Genomic DNA, 17,328 nt, shown 5'->3' with positions numbered 1-17,328 from the left:
AATGAAACAAGTACAAACAAAAAGGGATTGGAAAAAACTTGCATATGACGTAGTAGAAGAGAAAATGATTACGAAAGAGGATGCAATAGCGATACTAGAAGCTGATGAGACAGAAGTTTTAGAAATTATGAATGCTGCTTACATCATTCGCCATCATCACTTTGGTAAGAAAGTAAAATTAAATATGATTATTAATACGAAATCTGGATTATGTCCTGAAGATTGCGGATATTGTTCACAGTCTATTATTTCAGAGGCACCAATTGATAAATATGCATGGCTAACGCAGGAAAAGATTGTAGAAGGGGCACACGAAGCAATTCGCCGTAAAGCGGGTACATATTGTATTGTAGCATCTGGTCGTCGTCCGACGGATAAAGAGGTGAATCACGTAATTGGAGCTGTTAAGGAGATTCGTGAAACGACAGATTTGAAGATTTGTTGTTGTTTAGGTTTCTTAAACGAAGATCAAGCAGGACGTTTAGCAGAAGCGGGTGTACATCGTTATAACCACAACTTAAATACACATGCGAATAATTACGAAAGTATTTGCTCCACTCATACGTATGACGATCGTGTTGATACAGTTCAAAAAGCGAAACAAGCGGGTATTTCACCATGCTCAGGGGCGATTTTTGGAATGGGCGAGACAATAGAAGAACGTACTGAAATTGCATTTGAATTACAACGTATAGATGCAGATTCAATTCCATGTAATTTCCTTGTTGCTGTAAAGGGTACGCCGCTTGAAGGACAAAAAGAATTAACGCCGGTAGAATGTTTAAAAGTGCTGGCGATGATGCGTTTTGTAAACCCAACGAAAGAAATTCGCATTTCAGGGGGACGTGAAATCAATTTACGTTCTGTACAACCAATCGGTTTATTTGCAGCAAACTCTATCTTTGTCGGGGATTATTTAACAACAGCTGGGCAAGAGCCGACTGCAGACTGGGGGATGATTGAAGATTTAGGATTTGAGATTGAAGAATGTGCACTATAAGATAGAAAAAAAGCAAACTTGTAAAAAAGTTTGCTTTTTTTGTAAATAAAATGTAATAAATAGTTGTAAACGCTTGATACTATTGGTTTTTGAGCGAAAAAAAGAATTTTGGTGGACGAATTTTCCAAGCGCCAATTGTACATAGTAAATATGTAATTTATATTGGGTTGGAGGATTTTACATGCACAAATATATATTAGCGATTATGACTTGTCTAATTTTGCTAAAAGCAATAAGTACTGATCCAGTTAAGGCCGCCGAAAATCCTGAACAAAAAGAGATGCAACAACGAATTGAACAACATTTTCGAACGAAAGCTGAACATTTTGGATTGAAAACAGAAGGTAAAGACTTAAAGGAAGTACGAAAAGAAATTACTATTATAGAAGAAGCGAAGAAAAGAGAGAATGTATGGAGAACCGCACAAACGCTTCGTATACAAACAGAAGGAAAAACAATGGATGAATTAATAAAAGATGTACGGAAAAAAGTAAAAAAATAAAAAAGAGGCCGCAGCCTCTTTTTTATTTTTTTATGCCCATTGTTTTGATAAGTGAGCCATTTCAATCGCAGCAACGGCAGATTCATAGCCTTTATTACCAGCTTTCGTGCCTGCACGCTCAATTGCTTGTTCAATCGTTTCAGTCGTTAATACACCGAATATAACTGGGATGTCTGTTTGTAGTGATAAAGATGCAACCCCTTTTGCTACTTCATTACAAACGTAATCGTAATGTGTTGTAGCACCGCGAATTACAGTACCTAGCGTAATAACAGCGTCATATTTTCCGCTACTAGCCATCTTTTTAGCGATTAAAGGAATTTCGAATGCGCCAGGAACCCAAGCAACATCGATATCAGTTTCTTCTACACCGTGTCGCTTTAATCCATCTAAAGCTCCGCCGAGTAACTTACTTGTAATAAATTCATTAAAACGTCCAACAACAACCCCAACTTTTAATCCTGTACCAACTAAATGACCTTCGAATACCATAATGAATCTCTCCCTTTATTATAAGTTTAGTAAATGTCCTAATTTGTTTACTTTCGTTTGTAAATACGTTTTATTTTCTTCTTTTGTTGGCATTTGCAACGGTACACGCTCGATTACTTCTAAATCGTAACCTTGTAAGCCAGCAATTTTTCGCGGGTTATTTGTTAATAATCGTAAATGTTGTAAACCTAAATCTTTTAAAATTTGAGCACCAATACCGTAATCACGCAAATCAGCTGGGAATCCAAGTTTTTCATTTGCTTCTACAGTATCGAATCCTTCTTCTTGTAACTTATAAGCGCGAAGCTTATTAAGAAGGCCGATGCCTCGTCCTTCTTGTCTCATATAAAGAAGAACGCCTTTTCCTTCACGCTCAATTTGAGCAAGTGCAGCATGGAGTTGTGGTCCGCAATCACAACGGCATGAGCCAAATACATCACCTGTTAAGCACTCTGAATGAACGCGTACAAGTACAGGCTCTCCTGATGAAATATCACCTTTTACGAGTGCGATATGTTCTTTCGTATCTAATGAATTAGAATAGCCAATTGCATGGAAAGTACCGAAATCAGTAGGTAATGTAATTTCTACTTCTCTCGTCACTAATGTTTCATGGTGGCGGCGATAAGCAATTAAATCTTCTATTGTAATCATTTTTATATCGAATTGTTTTGCACACTGTAGTAAATCAGGTACGCGTGCCATCGTACCGTCCTCATTGATAATCTCACAAATAACTCCAGCTGGTTCTGCTCCGCAAAGCTGTGCTAAATCGACAGCGGCTTCTGTATGACCAGCGCGGCGCAGGACACCACCTTCTTTCGCGATTAATGGAAAGATATGTCCAGGACGATTGAAATCAGCACCTTTTGATGCAGGGTTTAACAATTCTTGTATCGTAGTTGCCCGTTCGTGAGCGCTAATTCCTGTTGTTGTAGAAACGTGATCGATACTTACCGTAAATGCAGTATGATGCGAATCTGTATTATGAGCTACCATTGGTTCTAACTGTAGACGTTCTGCATATCTTTCCGTAATCGGTACACAAACGAGGCCACGCCCATGTGTAATCATAAAGTTAATCGTTTCCGGCGTAATATACTCTGCTAATGCGATAAAATCTCCTTCATTTTCACGGTTTTCATCATCACATACGATAACGACTTTTCCTTGTTTTAAATCTTCTAGAGCTTCTTCAATACGATGAAACATCATGCTTCCCCCTTATAGAAATCCGTTTTCTTGTAAAAAGCTTTCGCTCATTGAACCTGTTCGTTTTACAGGTTTAGAAATAAAGCGTTCGATATATTTACCGATCATGTCACACTCAATGTTTACGATGTCACCGGCATTCTTTTCTCCGATAACAGATTCACTTACTGTGTGTGGGATGAGTGAGATTGTGATGGAAGCTTCGTCTATATCAAATATTGTTAAACTCGTTCCATCAATAGCAACGGATCCTTTATGCAAACAATAGCGTAGCAATTCATCAGCAATAGCTATTTTGTAATAGACGGCATTATAGTGCTGTTTTTTGTTTAATATCGTTCCGATGCCATCAATATGTCCTGAAACGAAATGTCCACCGAATCGTCCGTTTGCAGCCATCGCCCGTTCTAAATTTACTTTAGAGTGTGGTTTAAGCATGCGAAGTGATGTGGATTGCATCGTTTCAGGCATTGCGTCCACTGTGAATGAAGTTGTTGTGAAACTCGTTACAGTTAAGCAAATACCGTTAACCGCGATACTATCACCTAAGTGAGCATCTGATAAAATTTTATTTGCGTGGATCGTTAACTTCATCGCTTCTCCGCTTTGTTGCATGTTTGCAATCGTTCCTAACTCTTCTACAATTCCTGTAAACATTCCGTCACCTCGCTTCGGGCATTCGCAACGATTTTTATATCATCGCCAATTTGTTTCATCTCTTGAATCTCCAAGGAAAGTGCATCTTGTAATGCTGCGAAACCATTTCCGCCAAATAAAGTAGGGGCATCATTCCCACCAATTAATATCGGGCTTATATAAGTTATAATTTCATTGAAATGCTTTGCTTGTAAGAAGCTTGCATGAATCGATTGGCCTCCTTCAACGTATATAGAAAGAATTTGCTTCTCTCCAAGAAAGAAAAGGAGGTCCTCAATTTCAATTTGCTTCGTTTTCATTTGGAATATAGCTACATTTTCAGATTCATAAGAAGCTATTTTCTCTTTATTTACATCCTTACCGACAAAAATCCATGTCGGTGCTAAACCATCTGTTATGACATGAGAAGATGGTGGTGTTCGTAAATGGGTATCTAAAATAACGCGTATAGAATGTTTACCCCCGTTAGGAATTCTTGTCGTTAAATGCGGATTATCAGCTATAACTGTATTTACTCCCACGAGAATCGCATCATGTGTATGGCGATATTGGTGAACATCAGCACGTGCTTCTTCACCTGTAATCCACTTACTTTCACCAGTGACAGTTGCTGTTTTCCCATCTAAGCTCATCGCTGTTTTTATGGTTACAAATGGACGTTTCGTTTTCATGTAGTGAAAAAAGAAACGATTTAATAAGGTGGCTTCTGCTTCAAGAACACCGGTAGTTACGTCGATGCCAGCTTTTTCTAATTTCTTTTTTCCATTACCAGAAACGAGAGGGTTGCAATCAAGAGTAGCAATTACAACCCGTTTGACTCCGTTTTTGATGAGCGATTCACAGCAAGGTGGTGTTTTTCCGAAATGGCTACAAGGTTCAAGTGTTACATACACGGTAGCTCCTTTTGCTTTTTCACCAGCCATATGAAGAGCATGAACTTCTGCGTGTTCTTCACCAGCACGTAAATGAGCGCCCATACCGACGATGTTTCCATCTTTTACAACAACAGCACCAACCATAGGATTTGGACTTGTTTGTCCGGATGTTCCTTCTGCTAACTGCAGGGCGATCCTCATATATTCTTGATCTGTCATTCTCTTCACCTCTCCTGAAAAAATCAAAAAACCCCAAGGATTTTATATCCTTGGGGTTTGGGAGACGTGATTTCTAGAAATATAGTTCGAATACGAAAGTATAGGAAAGAAACCTAACGATGATTGATATTTTTGCATAAGGAAAAAGCCTAGCAAAATATCGAATTTTTCAAACGCTAGTCGTATCTTTTTATTCCAGTATAGAAACATAAGTATACAAAATAAAACATATATAAAGATTCAAAATGAAACTTTAAAAATATGCATACTGAAATAAAAGTGTATTCGCTATATAAAATTACTAGAAAACATATCCTTCTCCCATCCAGACTATACTGTCGGCCCTAGAGTTTCACTAGATCCACCGTTTTCGAGTTGAAAACGGGTCACGGACTTAGAAGTTTGCACTTCATCACCGCCGGTTGGGAATTTCACCCGACCCCGAAGGATGTTGTTTGCTCAAATTATAGCACAAAAAAGATAAAAGGCTAGTGAAAAATATTCGAATGTGAAGAATTGTGTGAAAATACATGTAGCCTAGCATGGAGACAAAAGTGTGAGAAATGTTGTAAGGAGAAGGGATATAGCGGAGGTGTAAAAAAGAAAAACATGCACAAAAAAATGTGCATGTCACATGTGGAATTATTCTGCCTCTGGTGCTCTAACAACAGATTCGAATTTACCTTTATGCGAAGCATCGCAATAAGGCATATTTTTTGATAAACCACAACGGCATAAAGAAAATGCTGGTTTTGCTGGGAATATATTCCCTTGTGAATCGACTAATTCCACGTCCCCTGTAACGCGAAAAGAGCCATTATCATTTACTTTAATTTGTACTTTAGCCAACGTTATCCCTCCTTCCCAAACGCTTAATTTCATCATATAATCAAGAGAAGTACTTGACAATATCAAATGAGCACTTTCTTTGGGAGAGAAGAGAGTGTTATAATGTTTTTTATAACTGACTAGAGTAAGGTGACGAAAGATGGATAAACAATTACGTACATTACGAAATATTGCAAATGAGCGCACGTGGGCATCATTTTTGAATGATAATCATCCATATAGTTTGTTACACTGGTCCATTGCAGGTGTAGGACAAGAGTCAAAGGATGTTTGGTTACTTCAAGATGAGGTAACATTTCAAACGACAGAATTTCCAACGTTAGATGATGCAATGCAATGGATTTCTGAAAATATGGAACAAGTTACAGACGTTTTAGCGCAATAAAAAAACAGGCTTATGCAAGCCTGTTTTTTGTTTCTTTTACATATGAGTTTAAAAATTGATCAACGGCTGCTTCATACTCTTCTTTATTCTCGTTATAAGAGCAAGCGTGTGCGCCGCGTTCTGCAATATAAAGTTGTTTATTGTTTTCTTTTGCTTCATATAGTGCTTTCGTCATATCAGCTAAAATATAATCATCATCTTTACTGTGAATAAAGAGGATGGGATTGTTAATATTTTTTATACAATCGATTGGTGAAACTTCGCGAATCGTATAACCGTCACGCACTTTTAAAAAAGCATTTGCTAAAGGTAATAAAGGCCATTTAGGTAAATGGAATTCAACCTTTAAACGGTGTTGTAATTGCCCGTAGAAATCAGAAAAAGGACAATCTGCAATATAGAAATCAGCACCATCTTCTACAAGTCCTGCGTATTGAAGAAGTGTTGCAGCTCCCATAGATTCACCATGAATACCGAGTGTTATATTTGTTCCAAAACGATTTTTTAGCCAGTCAACTACTGATTTTAAATCATGTTTTTCATAGTATCCATAGCTTGTTGTTTTTCCGCCAGTTTTACCATGACGACGATGATCATAAATAATGACATTATACCCTCTGTTTAAAAATAACCGTGCATATTTTACAGAGTTCATTTTATTTACAGTTACGCCGTGACAAAAAATCATAAACTTATTGGAATGACCAGCAGGAATGTAATATCCGTGAAGATCATATCCGAATTGCGAAGGAATGTGAATTTCTTCTTTATGAAGAGCATCAAAATCCTCTATACGAAAATGTTTTTTCGTTTCTCTTTCGAGTACTTCTTCCTCTGTTTTTTTCTTTAAGTACATCACTTTATTTGTAAAGAAAATCCCAAGGGCAGTTATCGCACCTAGTATAGTAAACAATGCTGCAAAAAAACGTTTCATACTTTACCTCATCCTCCAAATACCGTTACATGTGATACACTTATATTGTATCACAATGATAGAAAAGGGGAGAAATAGGAAATGGTGTATATACAAAAAATTACGCCAGCGATGAAAGAAACAATCCGAATGTTCATGTGTGAGAACTGGGGGAGTTCATTGATGGTTTCACGTGGGAAGGGGCATCAGTTAGAAGAGTTGCCAGGATTTGTTGCGCTCTTGGATGACAGAATAATCGGAATTGTAACGTATGAAGTGATCGGAAATATGTGTGAAATTGTGTCGTTAGATAGCTTTGAAGAAAGAAAAGGAATAGGGACAAAACTTGTGGATAGTGTATTACAGGTTGCAGAAGAAGAACGGTGCGGGCGGGTTTGGCTCATAACAACAAATGATAATATGAATGCGTTACGTTTTTACCAAAAACGTAATTTTGTGATGACAAATTTATATGTGAATGCAGTGGAAGAGGCACGAAAAATAAAAAAAGAAATTCCGCGTAATGGGTATGATAATATCCCAATTTTACATGAAATTCAGTTAGAGTATCGTTTAGTATGATGATGTAACAATTTTCAGAAATGTAAGTTATTAACCTTGACGAATATTGTAATTTAGGTTACCGTAAAATTGTAATCTATTACCATATTAAGGGGTGACGATGTGGCAACTATACGTGATGTTGCAAAATTGGCAGGTGTTTCAGTCGCAACCGTTTCACGAGTTATTAATGAAAAAGGATACGTTCATGAGGACACAGTAAAACAAGTAAAGGAAGCAATTGAGGAATTACGTTATAGGCCAAATAGTACAGCAAAGCCATTGTTTAAAGAGAATTCAACGATAATTGCATTACTTGTAGATAATTTATATAACCCATCAAACATCACTTTGCTACATTGTATTGAGGAAATAGCATATAAAGAAGGATATCAAATCATTGTTTGTAATATAGAGAATAAAGATAGATACATACATATGTTGAAGGAAAATAACGTTGCAGGTGTTATTTTAACAAAATCAGTTTTTAAAAGTATAGGAGAAATCCCATTTCCGTTTGTTGTGATTGACGAAAAAAAATCCCATACAAATTATTATGAAAGTGGACAAAGAGCGGTTTCTTTATTAAAAGAAAAAGGCTGTCACTTCCTTGCTTATTTCGGTGAGGGAGAAGATAGTGAAGAAATGGAAGAGCACATATCAGGGTTTTTAGATACTGTTTGGGAGGAAGGAATCTCTTATCGAGAAGAATGTGTACAAGGGTATACGAATAAACAGTTTATTACATTATTGCAAACTTATCCGTATATAGATGGCATTGTAACTTCAAGTGATAAGATTACTTTTGAGTTAATGCGAGCAGCGAAAAATTTAAATATCCGTATACTAGATAAATTGAGAATTATTGGACTGAACGGGAGTATAGACAGTGAGTGGACAGGTCCGTCATTCATGCAAATGGAGAGTTGTGTCGAAGAAAATGGGAAAATAGCGTTGCAACAATTAAAAGGAAAAATAAAAAAGTAAAAGGTGCGTATAAAACGCACCTTTTATAATGTAATGGCGGCAATAAAGCCGAATATAAGTAACGGTATATTATAGTGTAGAAATGTTGGTACACATGTATCCCATATATGATGATGTTGACCATCAGCGTTTAAACCGGATGTTGGTCCAAGTGTACTATCTGATGCTGGTGATCCTGCATCCCCTAACGCTCCGGCTGTACCGATAATTGCAATTGTAGCCATTGGACTAAATCCAAGCTGCATGCAAAGAGGTACAAAAATTGTTGTTAAGATAGGGATGGTTGAAAAGGATGAACCAATTCCCATCGTAACGAGAAGTCCAATCACAAGCATAAGAAATGCAGCGAGTGGTTTGTTATTTCCAATTATATGTGCACTCGTTTGCACAAGAGATTCAACATGTCCTGTTTTTCGAAGAACAGCGCCAAATCCAGCGGCAGCGATCATAACAAAACCAATAAAGGACATCATGCGCATGCCGCTTGTTAATATTGCATCTGCTTCTTTAAGAGGTAGACTACCACTTACTGATAAGACGATAATCCCTGCTAAAGCACCGAAAATCATTGATTCTGTTGCTAATTGAACAGTTAATGTAGCTATGATAGATAATAATCCGAAAGTAATGCTACGTTTTGTGTAGGGAACGATTTCATTTGCAGTAGTATGAACTTGTTCTGTTTCATACGTACGAGGTTTCCGATACGTAATGAATACCGCTACACATAATCCAATAATCATACCGATTGCTGGAATAGTCATTGCTTTTGGAATAAGTGTAACATCAAATGTAAGGCCGCTTTGCGCAGCATTTGTTTGCAATACGTCATGATAAATTTTTCCGAACCCCGCTGGAATCCACATATAAGGAGTAATCAATCCGAATGTAATAATACATGTAACAAGTCTGCGATCCACTTTCAGCTCATTTAGTACTTTTAATAGTGCTGGAATTAAGATGGGGATGAAAGCGATATGAACTGGAATCACATTTTGTGAGAAGCAAGCCATCGTTAAAATGATGAATAAAATAAGTATTTTAGAATAAACTTGTTTTTTCGTGTCTTGTTCATTGCCAATCCATTTTAATGCAGTTTGAATCATGGCATCTGGAAGTCCGGTTTTGGAAAGGGAAATAGCGAAACCGCCAAGCATTGCATAACTTAAAGCGATTGGGGCGCTGTTTCCAAGGCCAGTTGTAAAAGTGTTAATCGTTTCTGAAATACCGAGTCCGCCGATAATTCCGCCTGTTAAAGCTCCAACAATGATGGCGACAATGACCTGGACACGTAACAAACTAAGCAATAGCATAACTGCTACTGCGACGAGTACAGCATTCATAATAAATGTAATCTCCCTAAAGTTTTATTGTGCTAAGGCAAGTAAATATGAAGCACTTTGCTATATTTATACATAGTTGCGACATATTATTATAAATTGTTTTCTATGAAATGTAAAAGAGCCTTTGTTACTAATGCTGAAAAGCTAGCTCTTGTTTAATTGCTTGTAAAGAATTAGCGAATAATTCTGGTTCTTCTAAATCAGGAGAATGTGCTGAATTTGGGAACCAAATCATTTTTTTTATGGGTGCTGCTATCACATCGCAATATTCCTGAACGAGTGCATAAGGAGTTTGATAATCATAGCGACCAGAACAAAAATAAACCGGAATAGATAAACTTGAAATAGAAGAAAAGAAATCGATTGTCAGCATTTCTTCCCATAAAACACCAGATTTTAAATTTCCTGCGAGAAACTTGAACCAATCTAATAGTGTATATTCAGGAGAAAAGAAGCCTTTTCGTATGAAAGAAAAGGAAGATCCGTTTTGGATTGCTCCTCCGAATGTGCCAAGCCATTTTCTTTGAATAATAAGGCGTCTCGTATCTAAAAATGGTGGTTTGCCTAATTTTAAAAGGGACGCTAATGCTTTTTTGTGATCATGTTTTTTTGCAGAACGAATTAAATGCTGATATAGCAATTCTTCGTTTTGTTTCATATGTACAATCTGCCCAATACCGATGTAAGCCTCGATATACTGTGGATATTGATGTGCTATGTTAAGCCCAATAATACTTCCCCAAGAATGACCAGCGAGAAATAGTTTCTGTTTATTGAACTTTTTAAGTACGTATTGAATCACTTCTTTTGCATCGGAAACGAAGTGTTCAATTGTAAAATTCGCTCCGAAATCTTTCATTGAAAAGGATTTACCTGCCCCGCGCTGATCCCAATTAATAACGATGAAGTGTTTCTCCAATTCCTTTTGAAAATGACGAATAAATCCGATTTGTGCCATGCCGGGTCCACCATGGCAGCATAATAAAATAGGTTGCTCTATGTTTTGCCCGCGAATAAGGAGAGTTTGTTTTCGATTATGAATCATAACGCTTTCCATCGTAGCAATACTATTAGGAATGAGTTGTTTATTTTCATTATAAAACTGTGGGGTATGGCTACGAAAAAGCATATTGAAAACCTCCTTTTCTGAAATCGTATGAATCGCACAGGCTATTTGTTTTGCATATACTGTTAGAAAATCATTGTAACATATCATACTAGTGTCATTTCAACACGGGAGGAGGGAAATTGTGACGATTGGAGAAATTATAGATTGCTTAAATAGACGTGAATCCATCGCTATTATAGCAAAACGTCTTGAAATAAGCCCGTATACATTATCAAAGAAGTTAAGATTGATTGGATATGAATATGATGGAGAACAGAAGAAACGTATTTTTGTAGGAGATGGAGAAGAACCTCGTCACTTACAACTCCAAGAAGCGACAGCCCTTCAATATGCGAAAACGGATTATCAATTATTAATTTATGAACAATTACAAAGTATTTATGAATTACTAAGAAAGAGAGAAGAAGTAATCGCGCCCATTATGAGTATAAGTACAGAAAAAAAGAAACGTACTTTTTCTATTAATAAAGAAATATTAGCAAAACTAGATGTTATATCAGAAGCGAAAGGAATTCAAAAATCTAAACTTGTAGAAGAGGCGTTACAACAATTTTTACAGCAATATGACTTTAACAAAACAGCACGTTTGGATGACTAAAGAAAAGGATACTAAGTTCATTGTAAGAACGAGTATCCTTTTTAGGTTTTACTAATATTGTGGATTAAGTAAGTATAAGTGTACCCTTTACAATAAAAATCTGGATCGCATATTAGGGAAATACTTAATTTATTTTTTGAATTCTACCATCAATAATTGGCTGAATTGGTTCTTTTAATTGTTTTACATAATCGACTAGCGCTTCAAAGTCGTTTGGACCAGTTTCTGAATTCTTCCCATTTTTAAATGATACGAATCCGTCACCGCCAGAAGCTAAGAAAGCATTCGCAACTACGCTATACGTTTTAGTTGGAGATAACTCCTCGCCATTTGTTAAGCGTATATTCGTAACCTTTTCACCGTTTGGTTTATTTGCATCCCACGTATATTGAATGCCTGAAATTTGAAGCATTCTTGTTGTTCCTTTTTGCCATTGCTGATTTAAAATGTCGCGAATATCTTGACCTGTTAAATCTACTTTAATCAATTGGTTTCCAAAAGGTTGAATGCCATATAATTCGCCCCAAGTAATATCGCCAGCATCTAAGTCATTACGAATACCACCTGGATTCATAAGTGCGATTTGAGCTTGCATTGTTTGACGCTGTGCGTCGGCAATTACATTCCCAAGAGTAGATTCACCAGCATCATTTTGTTTACGGTCGATAGCTGCTGTAGATTTTCCTACAACTTCATTTACAAGTGGTGCAATCTTTTCTTTATATTGATCTATTTTTTGTTTTACTTGTTTATCAGGTTCCACACCTTCATGATATGTTGTGATCACTTCAGCTTTTTTCTTTACAATATCCTTTGTTTTACGATCAATTGTTACATCTACGTCTGAGAAAGCTGTTCCATAAGAGTTCGCTTGGACGATTAGTTTATTATTTACAGTACCATTTACATACGTGTGACTATGCCCACCGAAAATAACATCAACTTCTGGATCTGTTTCATTTGCAATGCGAGTAAGGTCTCCATTTGTCACGCCAGATTCATCAGTTGTTCCGCCGACATGAGCAAGGACGACGATGGATTTAACACCGAGACGCTTTAATTGTTGCGTTGATTTATTAATTGCTTCTACTTCGTCAGTAATCTGTACATTTTTAAGCATAGTAGGCATCACGACATTTGGTGTATCAGTTGTAACAACGCCAATGAATCCTACAGGAACACCATCTACCATTTTTACAGTAAATGGTGGTAAAAATAAACGACCAGTTGATTTGTTATAGAAGTTAGCGGCGACATAAGGGAAGTTAGCACCTTTGAAATTTCCCGTTTTCTCGTGATATCCACCGTAAATGAGGCGTTTCATTTCATCGATACCTTCATCAAATTCATGGTTTCCGATTGTACCAACATCGAATTTTAAGTCATTCAAAAATTCAATCGTTGGTTCGTCTTGTAACAATGCTGAAACTGGTGGACTAGCTCCGACAATATCGCCAGCATGTACGAGAAGTGTATTTGGGTTTTGCTTTTTACGTTCTTTTAAATAAGTAGCTAAGTAATCAGCGCCACCGGCTTCTTTGTTATTAATTTTTTTAACAGTATCTAGTTGTCCATGGAAATCATTAATACCAAGCATTTGTACGTCTACGTAGCGGTTTTGTTCAGCTGGAGTCTGGGATGGGGGAGCGGCAAATACAGTTGAAAAAGTTATGGTGCTTAAAACGGCAACAGTAGGAATGATTTTTTTCCACATAATTCATTTCTCCTTTTTTTATAATCTGACATCATACGACATAATTTTAATAGATTCATAGGATTATATCTATATAAAAATTTAGTTTTTTCGAAAAATTAACATATTTACAAAAGCTGAATAATAGAGTAAAGAACCTTTTTTATTGTCGAGTTCATTGTGTATCTACTATAATGGAGAAAAAAGTAAAAGGTGAGTAGCATGAAGAAAAAGAAACAAAGACAAATGCAAAGACAATCACAAGTGAATAAACCAGAGAAAGAGTCGCTTACATTAGGCGATCAATTAAATGATTCACTCATGCAGCAATTAAAGAATAAGAAGAAAGAGTTGCAAGTGAGAGAAGAGAAAAAAGAGGCAGCTGAACTGGAAAGAAAGCGCCAAGAACAAAAAGAACGTGAAAAGAATAAATCATTTGAAGAACTGCTAAGTGAAAGTAGCCTTACTTGGAAAGACTTTAAATAATATAAAAAAATGATCAGTGCATACCGCTGATCATTTTTTTGACGAACTTGTAAGAAAAGGGGAGTGTAAAATGAGAAAAATTGTAGTCGTTCCGCATGAAAATCATTGGAACGAAAAATTTCAAATAGAGGCTGAACGATTAAAATCGGCGATGCCAGAAATGGTGAAAGTTCATCATATTGGAAGTACGTCAGTGCCAGGACTGGCAGCTAAACCAATTATAGATATGATTATGGAAGTAGAGAGTATCGACAGAGTAGATGATTGGAATGAACGTTTTGAAGAGCTTGGTTACATCGTAAAAGGGGAAAATGGTATTTCAAGACGTCGTTATTTTATTCATGGAACGGAGGAAAAACGCTCGTATCACTTACACGTGTTTGAAAAAGGAAATCCTGAGATAGTAAGGCATTTAGCATTTCGTGATTATATGATGGCCCATTGCGAAGAAGCTGAGGCATATGCAACTTTAAAGAAAGAATTAGCTGAAAAGTATACATATGATGGCACGTTATATTCGGAAGGGAAAACTGAATTTGTACGTAATGTTGATGAAAAAGCGAAAGAATGGAAAGAAGGAAATATGAATAATTGAGTTCACGTTTTAGTGTATAAAATTATTATGTAAACTGTACATATGTTTTGACTTTTTGGTTGAATCTTGTTCAAATAAAGTGGTGGCTTATAAAAAATGTAAGAATGAGAGGGAGACGACTGTGCACATTCCAACAACTACACTTCATAATGGCGTGAAAATGCCGATGATTGGTCTAGGCGTTTATAAAGCGAAAGAAGGCGACGAAGTAAAACAAGCAGTAAAAACAGCGTTAGAAGTTGGATACCGTTCGATTGATACAGCGACTGTATATGAAAATGAAAGCGGTGTCGGAGAAGCGGTTCGTGAATCAGGAATTCCGAGAGAAGAAATATTTATTACAACAAAAGTTTGGAACGATGATCAAGGATACGAAGAAACACTTGAGGCGTTTGAAAAAAGCTTAAAGAAATTACAAATGGACTATGTAGATTTATATTTAATACATTGGCCAATAAGAGGGAAGTATGTTGATACGTACAGAGCGTTAGAAAAACTGTATGAAGAAGGTAAAGTGCGCGCGATTGGTGTTTCTAATTTTCATAAACATCATTTAGAGCTATTATTACCAAATTGTAAAGTAAAACCGATGGTAAACCAAGTAGAACTTCATCCGATGTTAGCGCAATTTGAATTGCGTAATTTCTGTCAAGGTGAGCAAATTCAAATGGAAGCATGGAGCCCATTAATGAGAGGCGGGGAAGTATTCGAGCACCCGATTATTCAAGCCATTGCTACTAAATATGAAAAAACACCTGCGCAAGTTATATTAAGATGGGATATTCAAAGCGAAGTCGTGACAATTCCTAAATCTGTTACATCATCTCGTATTAAGGAGAATTTTACTATCTTTGATTTTTCACTAACAGAAGAAGAGATGACTCAAATTAATACGTTAAATCGTAATTTACATGTAGGAACGAATCCTGATAAATATGATACTCTATAAAAAGACGCTACCAGTATGGTAGCGTCTTTTTAACGATGTAAAGCGTAAGTATCACATTTAGCAATTTGCTGAAGTTGTATATATTCTGCTGTTGTTAACTGTGTTTGTTTACTAGCCTGTACATTTTCTTGTAACTGTTTGATAGAGCTTGCACCAGGTATAACTGCTGCAACAGTTTCGTTATGTAAGCAATATTGAATAGCTGTTCCTGTTAAAGAGCTTTCCTGGGTTATTTCTTTTACACTTGCGAGTGTCGCATATAATTCATCGTAAGAATAAGAAAGGTAATCTTTTTCTTTTACTCTTTCTATCTTTCTTGCATTATTGTCAGTTAGAATTCCTTTTGCAAGTGGTCCGCGAGCAATAATGCTAATTTGATGTTCACTGAAAAGTGGGAACCATTCTTCAGGGCGACGATTTAAAAGGCTATATTCCATTAGCACACTAACGATATTTGAACGTTTTGCATACTCACGGATGACATTTGGACGTATAGAAGAAATACCGTAATGACGAATGATACCTTCTTTTTTTAATTCTTCAAAGGCTTCAATTGTTTCATCTATTGGATCTTCAATCGTCCCGCCGTGAAGTTGATAAAGATCAATATAATCAGTTTGAAGTCTACGTAAACTTTCTTTCACTTCAGCCTTGATGTAATTCTTAGAAGGATCCCAAGACCAGCCGTTTTTTTCTTCTGTCCATCGATTTCCAACTTTCGTTGTAAGAACAATTTGGTCTCGTTTCCCTTTTAATGCTTTTCCAACAAATTCTTCGTTTAATCCATAATCGTATAAATCCGCTGTATCAAAAAAATTGATTCCTAAATCGATTGCTTCATCGATAATACGCATAGCTTCTGTTTCAGATGTACCGAGGGACATACAGCCAAGGCCCATTTCTGTAACAAACAAATCTGAGTTTCCTAATTGACGTTTTTTCATAGGTCAACCTCCTTACCTTTATTGTACGAAAGGGAAAAGAGGTTGACAAACGTTTCCTTTTTCGGGCAGTAAGACCCCCACTTTAAAATTCAGCTCATACGAGGAAGTTAGGTGGGAGATTAACTGCCCGTAAAAGCCCGATTCGTTCAACTAATAATCAGAGGGGGTGAACAAAACCCCCTCTGATTAAAGTTTCACTTTATTTGCTGTAATCCACTCTTGTACAGTTGTATACTCTTTGCCATATTGTTTTAGTTTATGGCGAATTTGCCATGCTTTTCCGACTAAAGTGACGCGATTTGGTAAAATATAAACTTTCATTTCTATCACGCTCCTTTCAATGTGGTAAAATGTATGAGGAAAGAATAGGAAATAGAACAGGGAGATGAAGTAGTATGAGTAATCTTGCAGAGAGAACAGTAAAAACTGAACCGATTTTTGATGGTAGAGTTATAAAAGTTCGTGTTGATGATGTAGTATTACCAAATGGAGCAATGAGTAAACGTGAAATTGTAAATCACCCTGGTGCAGTTGCTATTATTGCTATTACTGATGAGGGGAAAATCGTGCTTGTTGAGCAGTATCGTAAAGCGCTTGAAAAGGCGATTATAGAAATTCCGGCCGGCAAGTTAGAACCTGGTGAAAAACCTGAGGTGACAGCAGTTCGTGAATTAGAAGAGGAAACAGGATATGTATGTGAAAATATGGAGCTTATTACTTCTTTCTATACATCTCCAGGATTTGCAGATGAAATTTTATATGTATATAAAGCGACAGGTTTGACGAAAAAAGAAAATAAAGCCGAGTTAGATGAAGATGAGTTTGTGGAATTGATGGAAGTATCGTTAGAAGAAGCGACTACTCTTATGAAAGATCTTCGTATTCATGATGCGAAAACGATGTTTGCAGTACAATATTTACAACTACAAAAATAAACAC

21 protein-coding genes and 1 riboswitch are annotated in these 17,328 nt (G+C 36.5%); of the genes, 10 read left to right on the top strand and 11 right to left on the bottom strand.

The window, feature by feature from the left end:
• The first annotated feature begins 1 nt into the window (after position 1).
• Together bioB and FOT98_RS04030 are read left to right on the top strand one after the other, a co-directional pair.
• Positions 2-1,000, top strand: coding sequence for a biotin synthase (gene bioB / locus FOT98_RS04035; protein ID WP_063260875.1), 999 nt, complete (start codon positions 2-4; stop codon positions 998-1,000).
• Between the two features lie 181 nt (positions 1,001-1,181).
• Complete coding sequence (locus tag FOT98_RS04030) at positions 1,182-1,502, top strand: hypothetical protein (RefSeq protein WP_000549787.1); 321 nt, start codon at positions 1,182-1,184, stop codon at positions 1,500-1,502.
• A gap of 30 nt (positions 1,503-1,532) precedes the next feature.
• Here the strand turns inward: FOT98_RS04030 and ribH are convergent, their stop codons facing one another.
• From ribH to FOT98_RS04005, 5 genes are all read right to left on the bottom strand, one after another.
• The gene (ribH, locus tag FOT98_RS04025; RefSeq protein ID WP_000230901.1) at positions 1,533-1,994 is read right to left on the bottom strand and encodes a 6,7-dimethyl-8-ribityllumazine synthase; all 462 of its coding nucleotides are present in this window, start codon (positions 1,992-1,994) and stop codon (positions 1,533-1,535) included.
• 18 nt (positions 1,995-2,012) lie between these two features.
• Positions 2,013-3,206 carry a bifunctional 3,4-dihydroxy-2-butanone 4-phosphate synthase/GTP cyclohydrolase II gene (gene ribBA / locus FOT98_RS04020; RefSeq protein WP_063260876.1) on the bottom strand — a complete coding sequence of 398 codons (1,194 nt, stop codon included), beginning with the start codon at positions 3,204-3,206 and terminating at the stop codon, positions 2,013-2,015.
• A gap of 12 nt (positions 3,207-3,218) precedes the next feature.
• Positions 3,219-3,863: a riboflavin synthase gene (gene ribE / locus FOT98_RS04015; protein ID WP_063260877.1), complete on the bottom strand. Its 645-nt coding sequence runs from the start codon at positions 3,861-3,863 to the stop codon at positions 3,219-3,221.
• A complete protein-coding gene (ribD, locus tag FOT98_RS04010) occupies positions 3,845-4,957 on the bottom strand; it encodes a bifunctional diaminohydroxyphosphoribosylaminopyrimidine deaminase/5-amino-6-(5-phosphoribosylamino)uracil reductase RibD (RefSeq protein ID WP_063260878.1) in 1,113 nt (370 codons plus the stop codon). The genes ribE and ribD overlap by 19 nt, the downstream gene beginning before the upstream one ends.
• Before the next feature lie 309 nt (positions 4,958-5,266).
• Positions 5,267-5,410: riboswitch (FMN riboswitch) on the bottom strand.
• 189 nt (positions 5,411-5,599) lie between these two features.
• Positions 5,600-5,806, bottom strand: a complete 207-nt coding sequence (locus tag FOT98_RS04005; protein ID WP_001151580.1) for a CDGSH iron-sulfur domain-containing protein — start codon at positions 5,804-5,806, stop codon at positions 5,600-5,602.
• A 139-nt stretch (positions 5,807-5,945) separates the two neighbouring features.
• Here FOT98_RS04005 and FOT98_RS04000 point away from each other — a divergent pair, with 139 nt between their 5' ends.
• Positions 5,946-6,191 carry a DUF2552 family protein gene (locus tag FOT98_RS04000; protein WP_000360810.1) on the top strand — a complete coding sequence of 82 codons (246 nt, stop codon included), beginning with the start codon at positions 5,946-5,948 and terminating at the stop codon, positions 6,189-6,191.
• A gap of 10 nt (positions 6,192-6,201) precedes the next feature.
• Here the strand turns inward: FOT98_RS04000 and FOT98_RS03995 are convergent, their stop codons facing one another.
• Positions 6,202-7,125 (bottom strand): alpha/beta hydrolase, encoded by a 924-nt coding sequence (locus FOT98_RS03995; protein ID WP_063260879.1) that lies wholly within the window; start codon positions 7,123-7,125, stop codon positions 6,202-6,204.
• A gap of 81 nt (positions 7,126-7,206) precedes the next feature.
• Here FOT98_RS03995 and FOT98_RS03990 point away from each other — a divergent pair, with 81 nt between their 5' ends.
• Positions 7,207-7,686: a GNAT family N-acetyltransferase gene (locus FOT98_RS03990; protein ID WP_063260880.1), complete on the top strand. Its 480-nt coding sequence runs from the start codon at positions 7,207-7,209 to the stop codon at positions 7,684-7,686.
• A 102-nt stretch (positions 7,687-7,788) separates the two neighbouring features.
• A complete protein-coding gene (locus FOT98_RS03985) occupies positions 7,789-8,652 on the top strand; it encodes a LacI family DNA-binding transcriptional regulator (protein WP_063260881.1) in 864 nt (287 codons plus the stop codon).
• 23 nt (positions 8,653-8,675) lie between these two features.
• Here the strand turns inward: FOT98_RS03985 and FOT98_RS03980 are convergent, their stop codons facing one another.
• Both FOT98_RS03980 and FOT98_RS03975 read right to left on the bottom strand, forming a co-directional pair.
• Positions 8,676-9,995 carry a Na+/H+ antiporter family protein gene (locus FOT98_RS03980; protein ID WP_061678124.1) on the bottom strand — a complete coding sequence of 440 codons (1,320 nt, stop codon included), beginning with the start codon at positions 9,993-9,995 and terminating at the stop codon, positions 8,676-8,678.
• Between the two features lie 130 nt (positions 9,996-10,125).
• Positions 10,126-11,124 carry an alpha/beta fold hydrolase gene (locus FOT98_RS03975; RefSeq protein ID WP_063260882.1) on the bottom strand — a complete coding sequence of 333 codons (999 nt, stop codon included), beginning with the start codon at positions 11,122-11,124 and terminating at the stop codon, positions 10,126-10,128.
• A 121-nt stretch (positions 11,125-11,245) separates the two neighbouring features.
• On the opposite strand from FOT98_RS03975, the gene FOT98_RS03970 reads away from it, so the two are divergent.
• Positions 11,246-11,722 carry a ribbon-helix-helix domain-containing protein gene (locus FOT98_RS03970; RefSeq protein ID WP_061678126.1) on the top strand — a complete coding sequence of 159 codons (477 nt, stop codon included), beginning with the start codon at positions 11,246-11,248 and terminating at the stop codon, positions 11,720-11,722.
• 124 nt (positions 11,723-11,846) lie between these two features.
• Here FOT98_RS03970 and FOT98_RS03965 read toward each other — a convergent pair whose 3' ends face one another.
• Positions 11,847-13,436 carry a bifunctional metallophosphatase/5'-nucleotidase gene (locus tag FOT98_RS03965; protein WP_061678127.1) on the bottom strand — a complete coding sequence of 530 codons (1,590 nt, stop codon included), beginning with the start codon at positions 13,434-13,436 and terminating at the stop codon, positions 11,847-11,849.
• A 201-nt stretch (positions 13,437-13,637) separates the two neighbouring features.
• Between FOT98_RS03965 and FOT98_RS03960 the strand changes: the two genes are divergently transcribed.
• From FOT98_RS03960 to FOT98_RS03950, 3 genes are all read left to right on the top strand, one after another.
• The gene (locus tag FOT98_RS03960; RefSeq protein ID WP_000727552.1) at positions 13,638-13,901 is read left to right on the top strand and encodes a YqkE family protein; all 264 of its coding nucleotides are present in this window, start codon (positions 13,638-13,640) and stop codon (positions 13,899-13,901) included.
• A gap of 70 nt (positions 13,902-13,971) precedes the next feature.
• A complete protein-coding gene (locus FOT98_RS03955; protein ID WP_063260883.1) occupies positions 13,972-14,496 on the top strand; it encodes a GrpB family protein in 525 nt (174 codons plus the stop codon).
• A 121-nt stretch (positions 14,497-14,617) separates the two neighbouring features.
• On the top strand, positions 14,618-15,445 hold the full coding sequence (locus FOT98_RS03950; RefSeq protein WP_063260884.1) for an aldo/keto reductase: 828 nt from the start codon (positions 14,618-14,620) through the stop codon (positions 15,443-15,445).
• 29 nt (positions 15,446-15,474) lie between these two features.
• Here FOT98_RS03950 and lolS read toward each other — a convergent pair whose 3' ends face one another.
• On the bottom strand, positions 15,475-16,389 hold the full coding sequence (lolS, locus tag FOT98_RS03945; RefSeq protein ID WP_063260885.1) for an aldo/keto reductase: 915 nt from the start codon (positions 16,387-16,389) through the stop codon (positions 15,475-15,477).
• Between the two features lie 186 nt (positions 16,390-16,575).
• The gene (mciZ, locus tag FOT98_RS03940) at positions 16,576-16,710 is read right to left on the bottom strand and encodes a Z-ring formation inhibitor MciZ (RefSeq protein WP_000870297.1); all 135 of its coding nucleotides are present in this window, start codon (positions 16,708-16,710) and stop codon (positions 16,576-16,578) included.
• 74 nt (positions 16,711-16,784) lie between these two features.
• On the opposite strand from mciZ, the gene FOT98_RS03935 reads away from it, so the two are divergent.
• Complete coding sequence (locus tag FOT98_RS03935) at positions 16,785-17,324, top strand: NUDIX hydrolase (protein WP_061678130.1); 540 nt, start codon at positions 16,785-16,787, stop codon at positions 17,322-17,324.
• Positions 17,325-17,328: the final 4 nt, after the last annotated feature.

This window comes from Bacillus sp. HY001 (assembly GCF_007558965.1).
Lineage (GTDB): Bacteria > Bacillota > Bacilli > Bacillales > Bacillaceae_G > Bacillus_A > Bacillus_A mobilis.
The sequence above is the reverse complement of the archived record's forward strand: the minus strand, read 5'-3'. Positions and strand labels throughout refer to the sequence as shown.

Bases quoted from the DNA above. Each gene is read 5' to 3' on its own strand.
- bioB (WP_063260875.1), top strand. From the start codon at position 2: ATGAAACAAGTACAAACAAAAAGGGATTGGAAAAAACTTGCATATGAC.
- FOT98_RS04030 (WP_000549787.1), top strand. From the start codon at position 1,182: ATGCACAAATATATATTAGCGATTATGACTTGTCTAATTTTGCTAAAA.
- ribH (WP_000230901.1), bottom strand. From the start codon at position 1,994: ATGGTATTCGAAGGTCATTTAGTTGGTACAGGATTAAAAGTTGGGGTT.
- ribBA (WP_063260876.1), bottom strand. From the start codon at position 3,206: ATGTTTCATCGTATTGAAGAAGCTCTAGAAGATTTAAAACAAGGAAAA.
- ribE (WP_063260877.1), bottom strand. From the start codon at position 3,863: ATGTTTACAGGAATTGTAGAAGAGTTAGGAACGATTGCAAACATGCAA.
- ribD (WP_063260878.1), bottom strand. From the start codon at position 4,957: ATGACAGATCAAGAATATATGAGGATCGCCCTGCAGTTAGCAGAAGGA.
- FOT98_RS04000 (WP_000360810.1), top strand. From the start codon at position 5,946: ATGGATAAACAATTACGTACATTACGAAATATTGCAAATGAGCGCACG.
- FOT98_RS03995 (WP_063260879.1), bottom strand. From the start codon at position 7,125: ATGAAACGTTTTTTTGCAGCATTGTTTACTATACTAGGTGCGATAACT.
- FOT98_RS03990 (WP_063260880.1), top strand. From the start codon at position 7,207: ATGGTGTATATACAAAAAATTACGCCAGCGATGAAAGAAACAATCCGA.
- FOT98_RS03980 (WP_061678124.1), bottom strand. From the start codon at position 9,995: ATGAATGCTGTACTCGTCGCAGTAGCAGTTATGCTATTGCTTAGTTTG.
- FOT98_RS03975 (WP_063260882.1), bottom strand. From the start codon at position 11,124: ATGCTTTTTCGTAGCCATACCCCACAGTTTTATAATGAAAATAAACAA.
- FOT98_RS03965 (WP_061678127.1), bottom strand. From the start codon at position 13,436: ATGTGGAAAAAAATCATTCCTACTGTTGCCGTTTTAAGCACCATAACT.
- FOT98_RS03960 (WP_000727552.1), top strand. From the start codon at position 13,638: ATGAAGAAAAAGAAACAAAGACAAATGCAAAGACAATCACAAGTGAAT.
- FOT98_RS03955 (WP_063260883.1), top strand. From the start codon at position 13,972: ATGAGAAAAATTGTAGTCGTTCCGCATGAAAATCATTGGAACGAAAAA.
- lolS (WP_063260885.1), bottom strand. From the start codon at position 16,389: ATGAAAAAACGTCAATTAGGAAACTCAGATTTGTTTGTTACAGAAATG.
- mciZ (WP_000870297.1), bottom strand. From the start codon at position 16,710: ATGAAAGTTTATATTTTACCAAATCGCGTCACTTTAGTCGGAAAAGCA.
- FOT98_RS03935 (WP_061678130.1), top strand. From the start codon at position 16,785: ATGAGTAATCTTGCAGAGAGAACAGTAAAAACTGAACCGATTTTTGAT.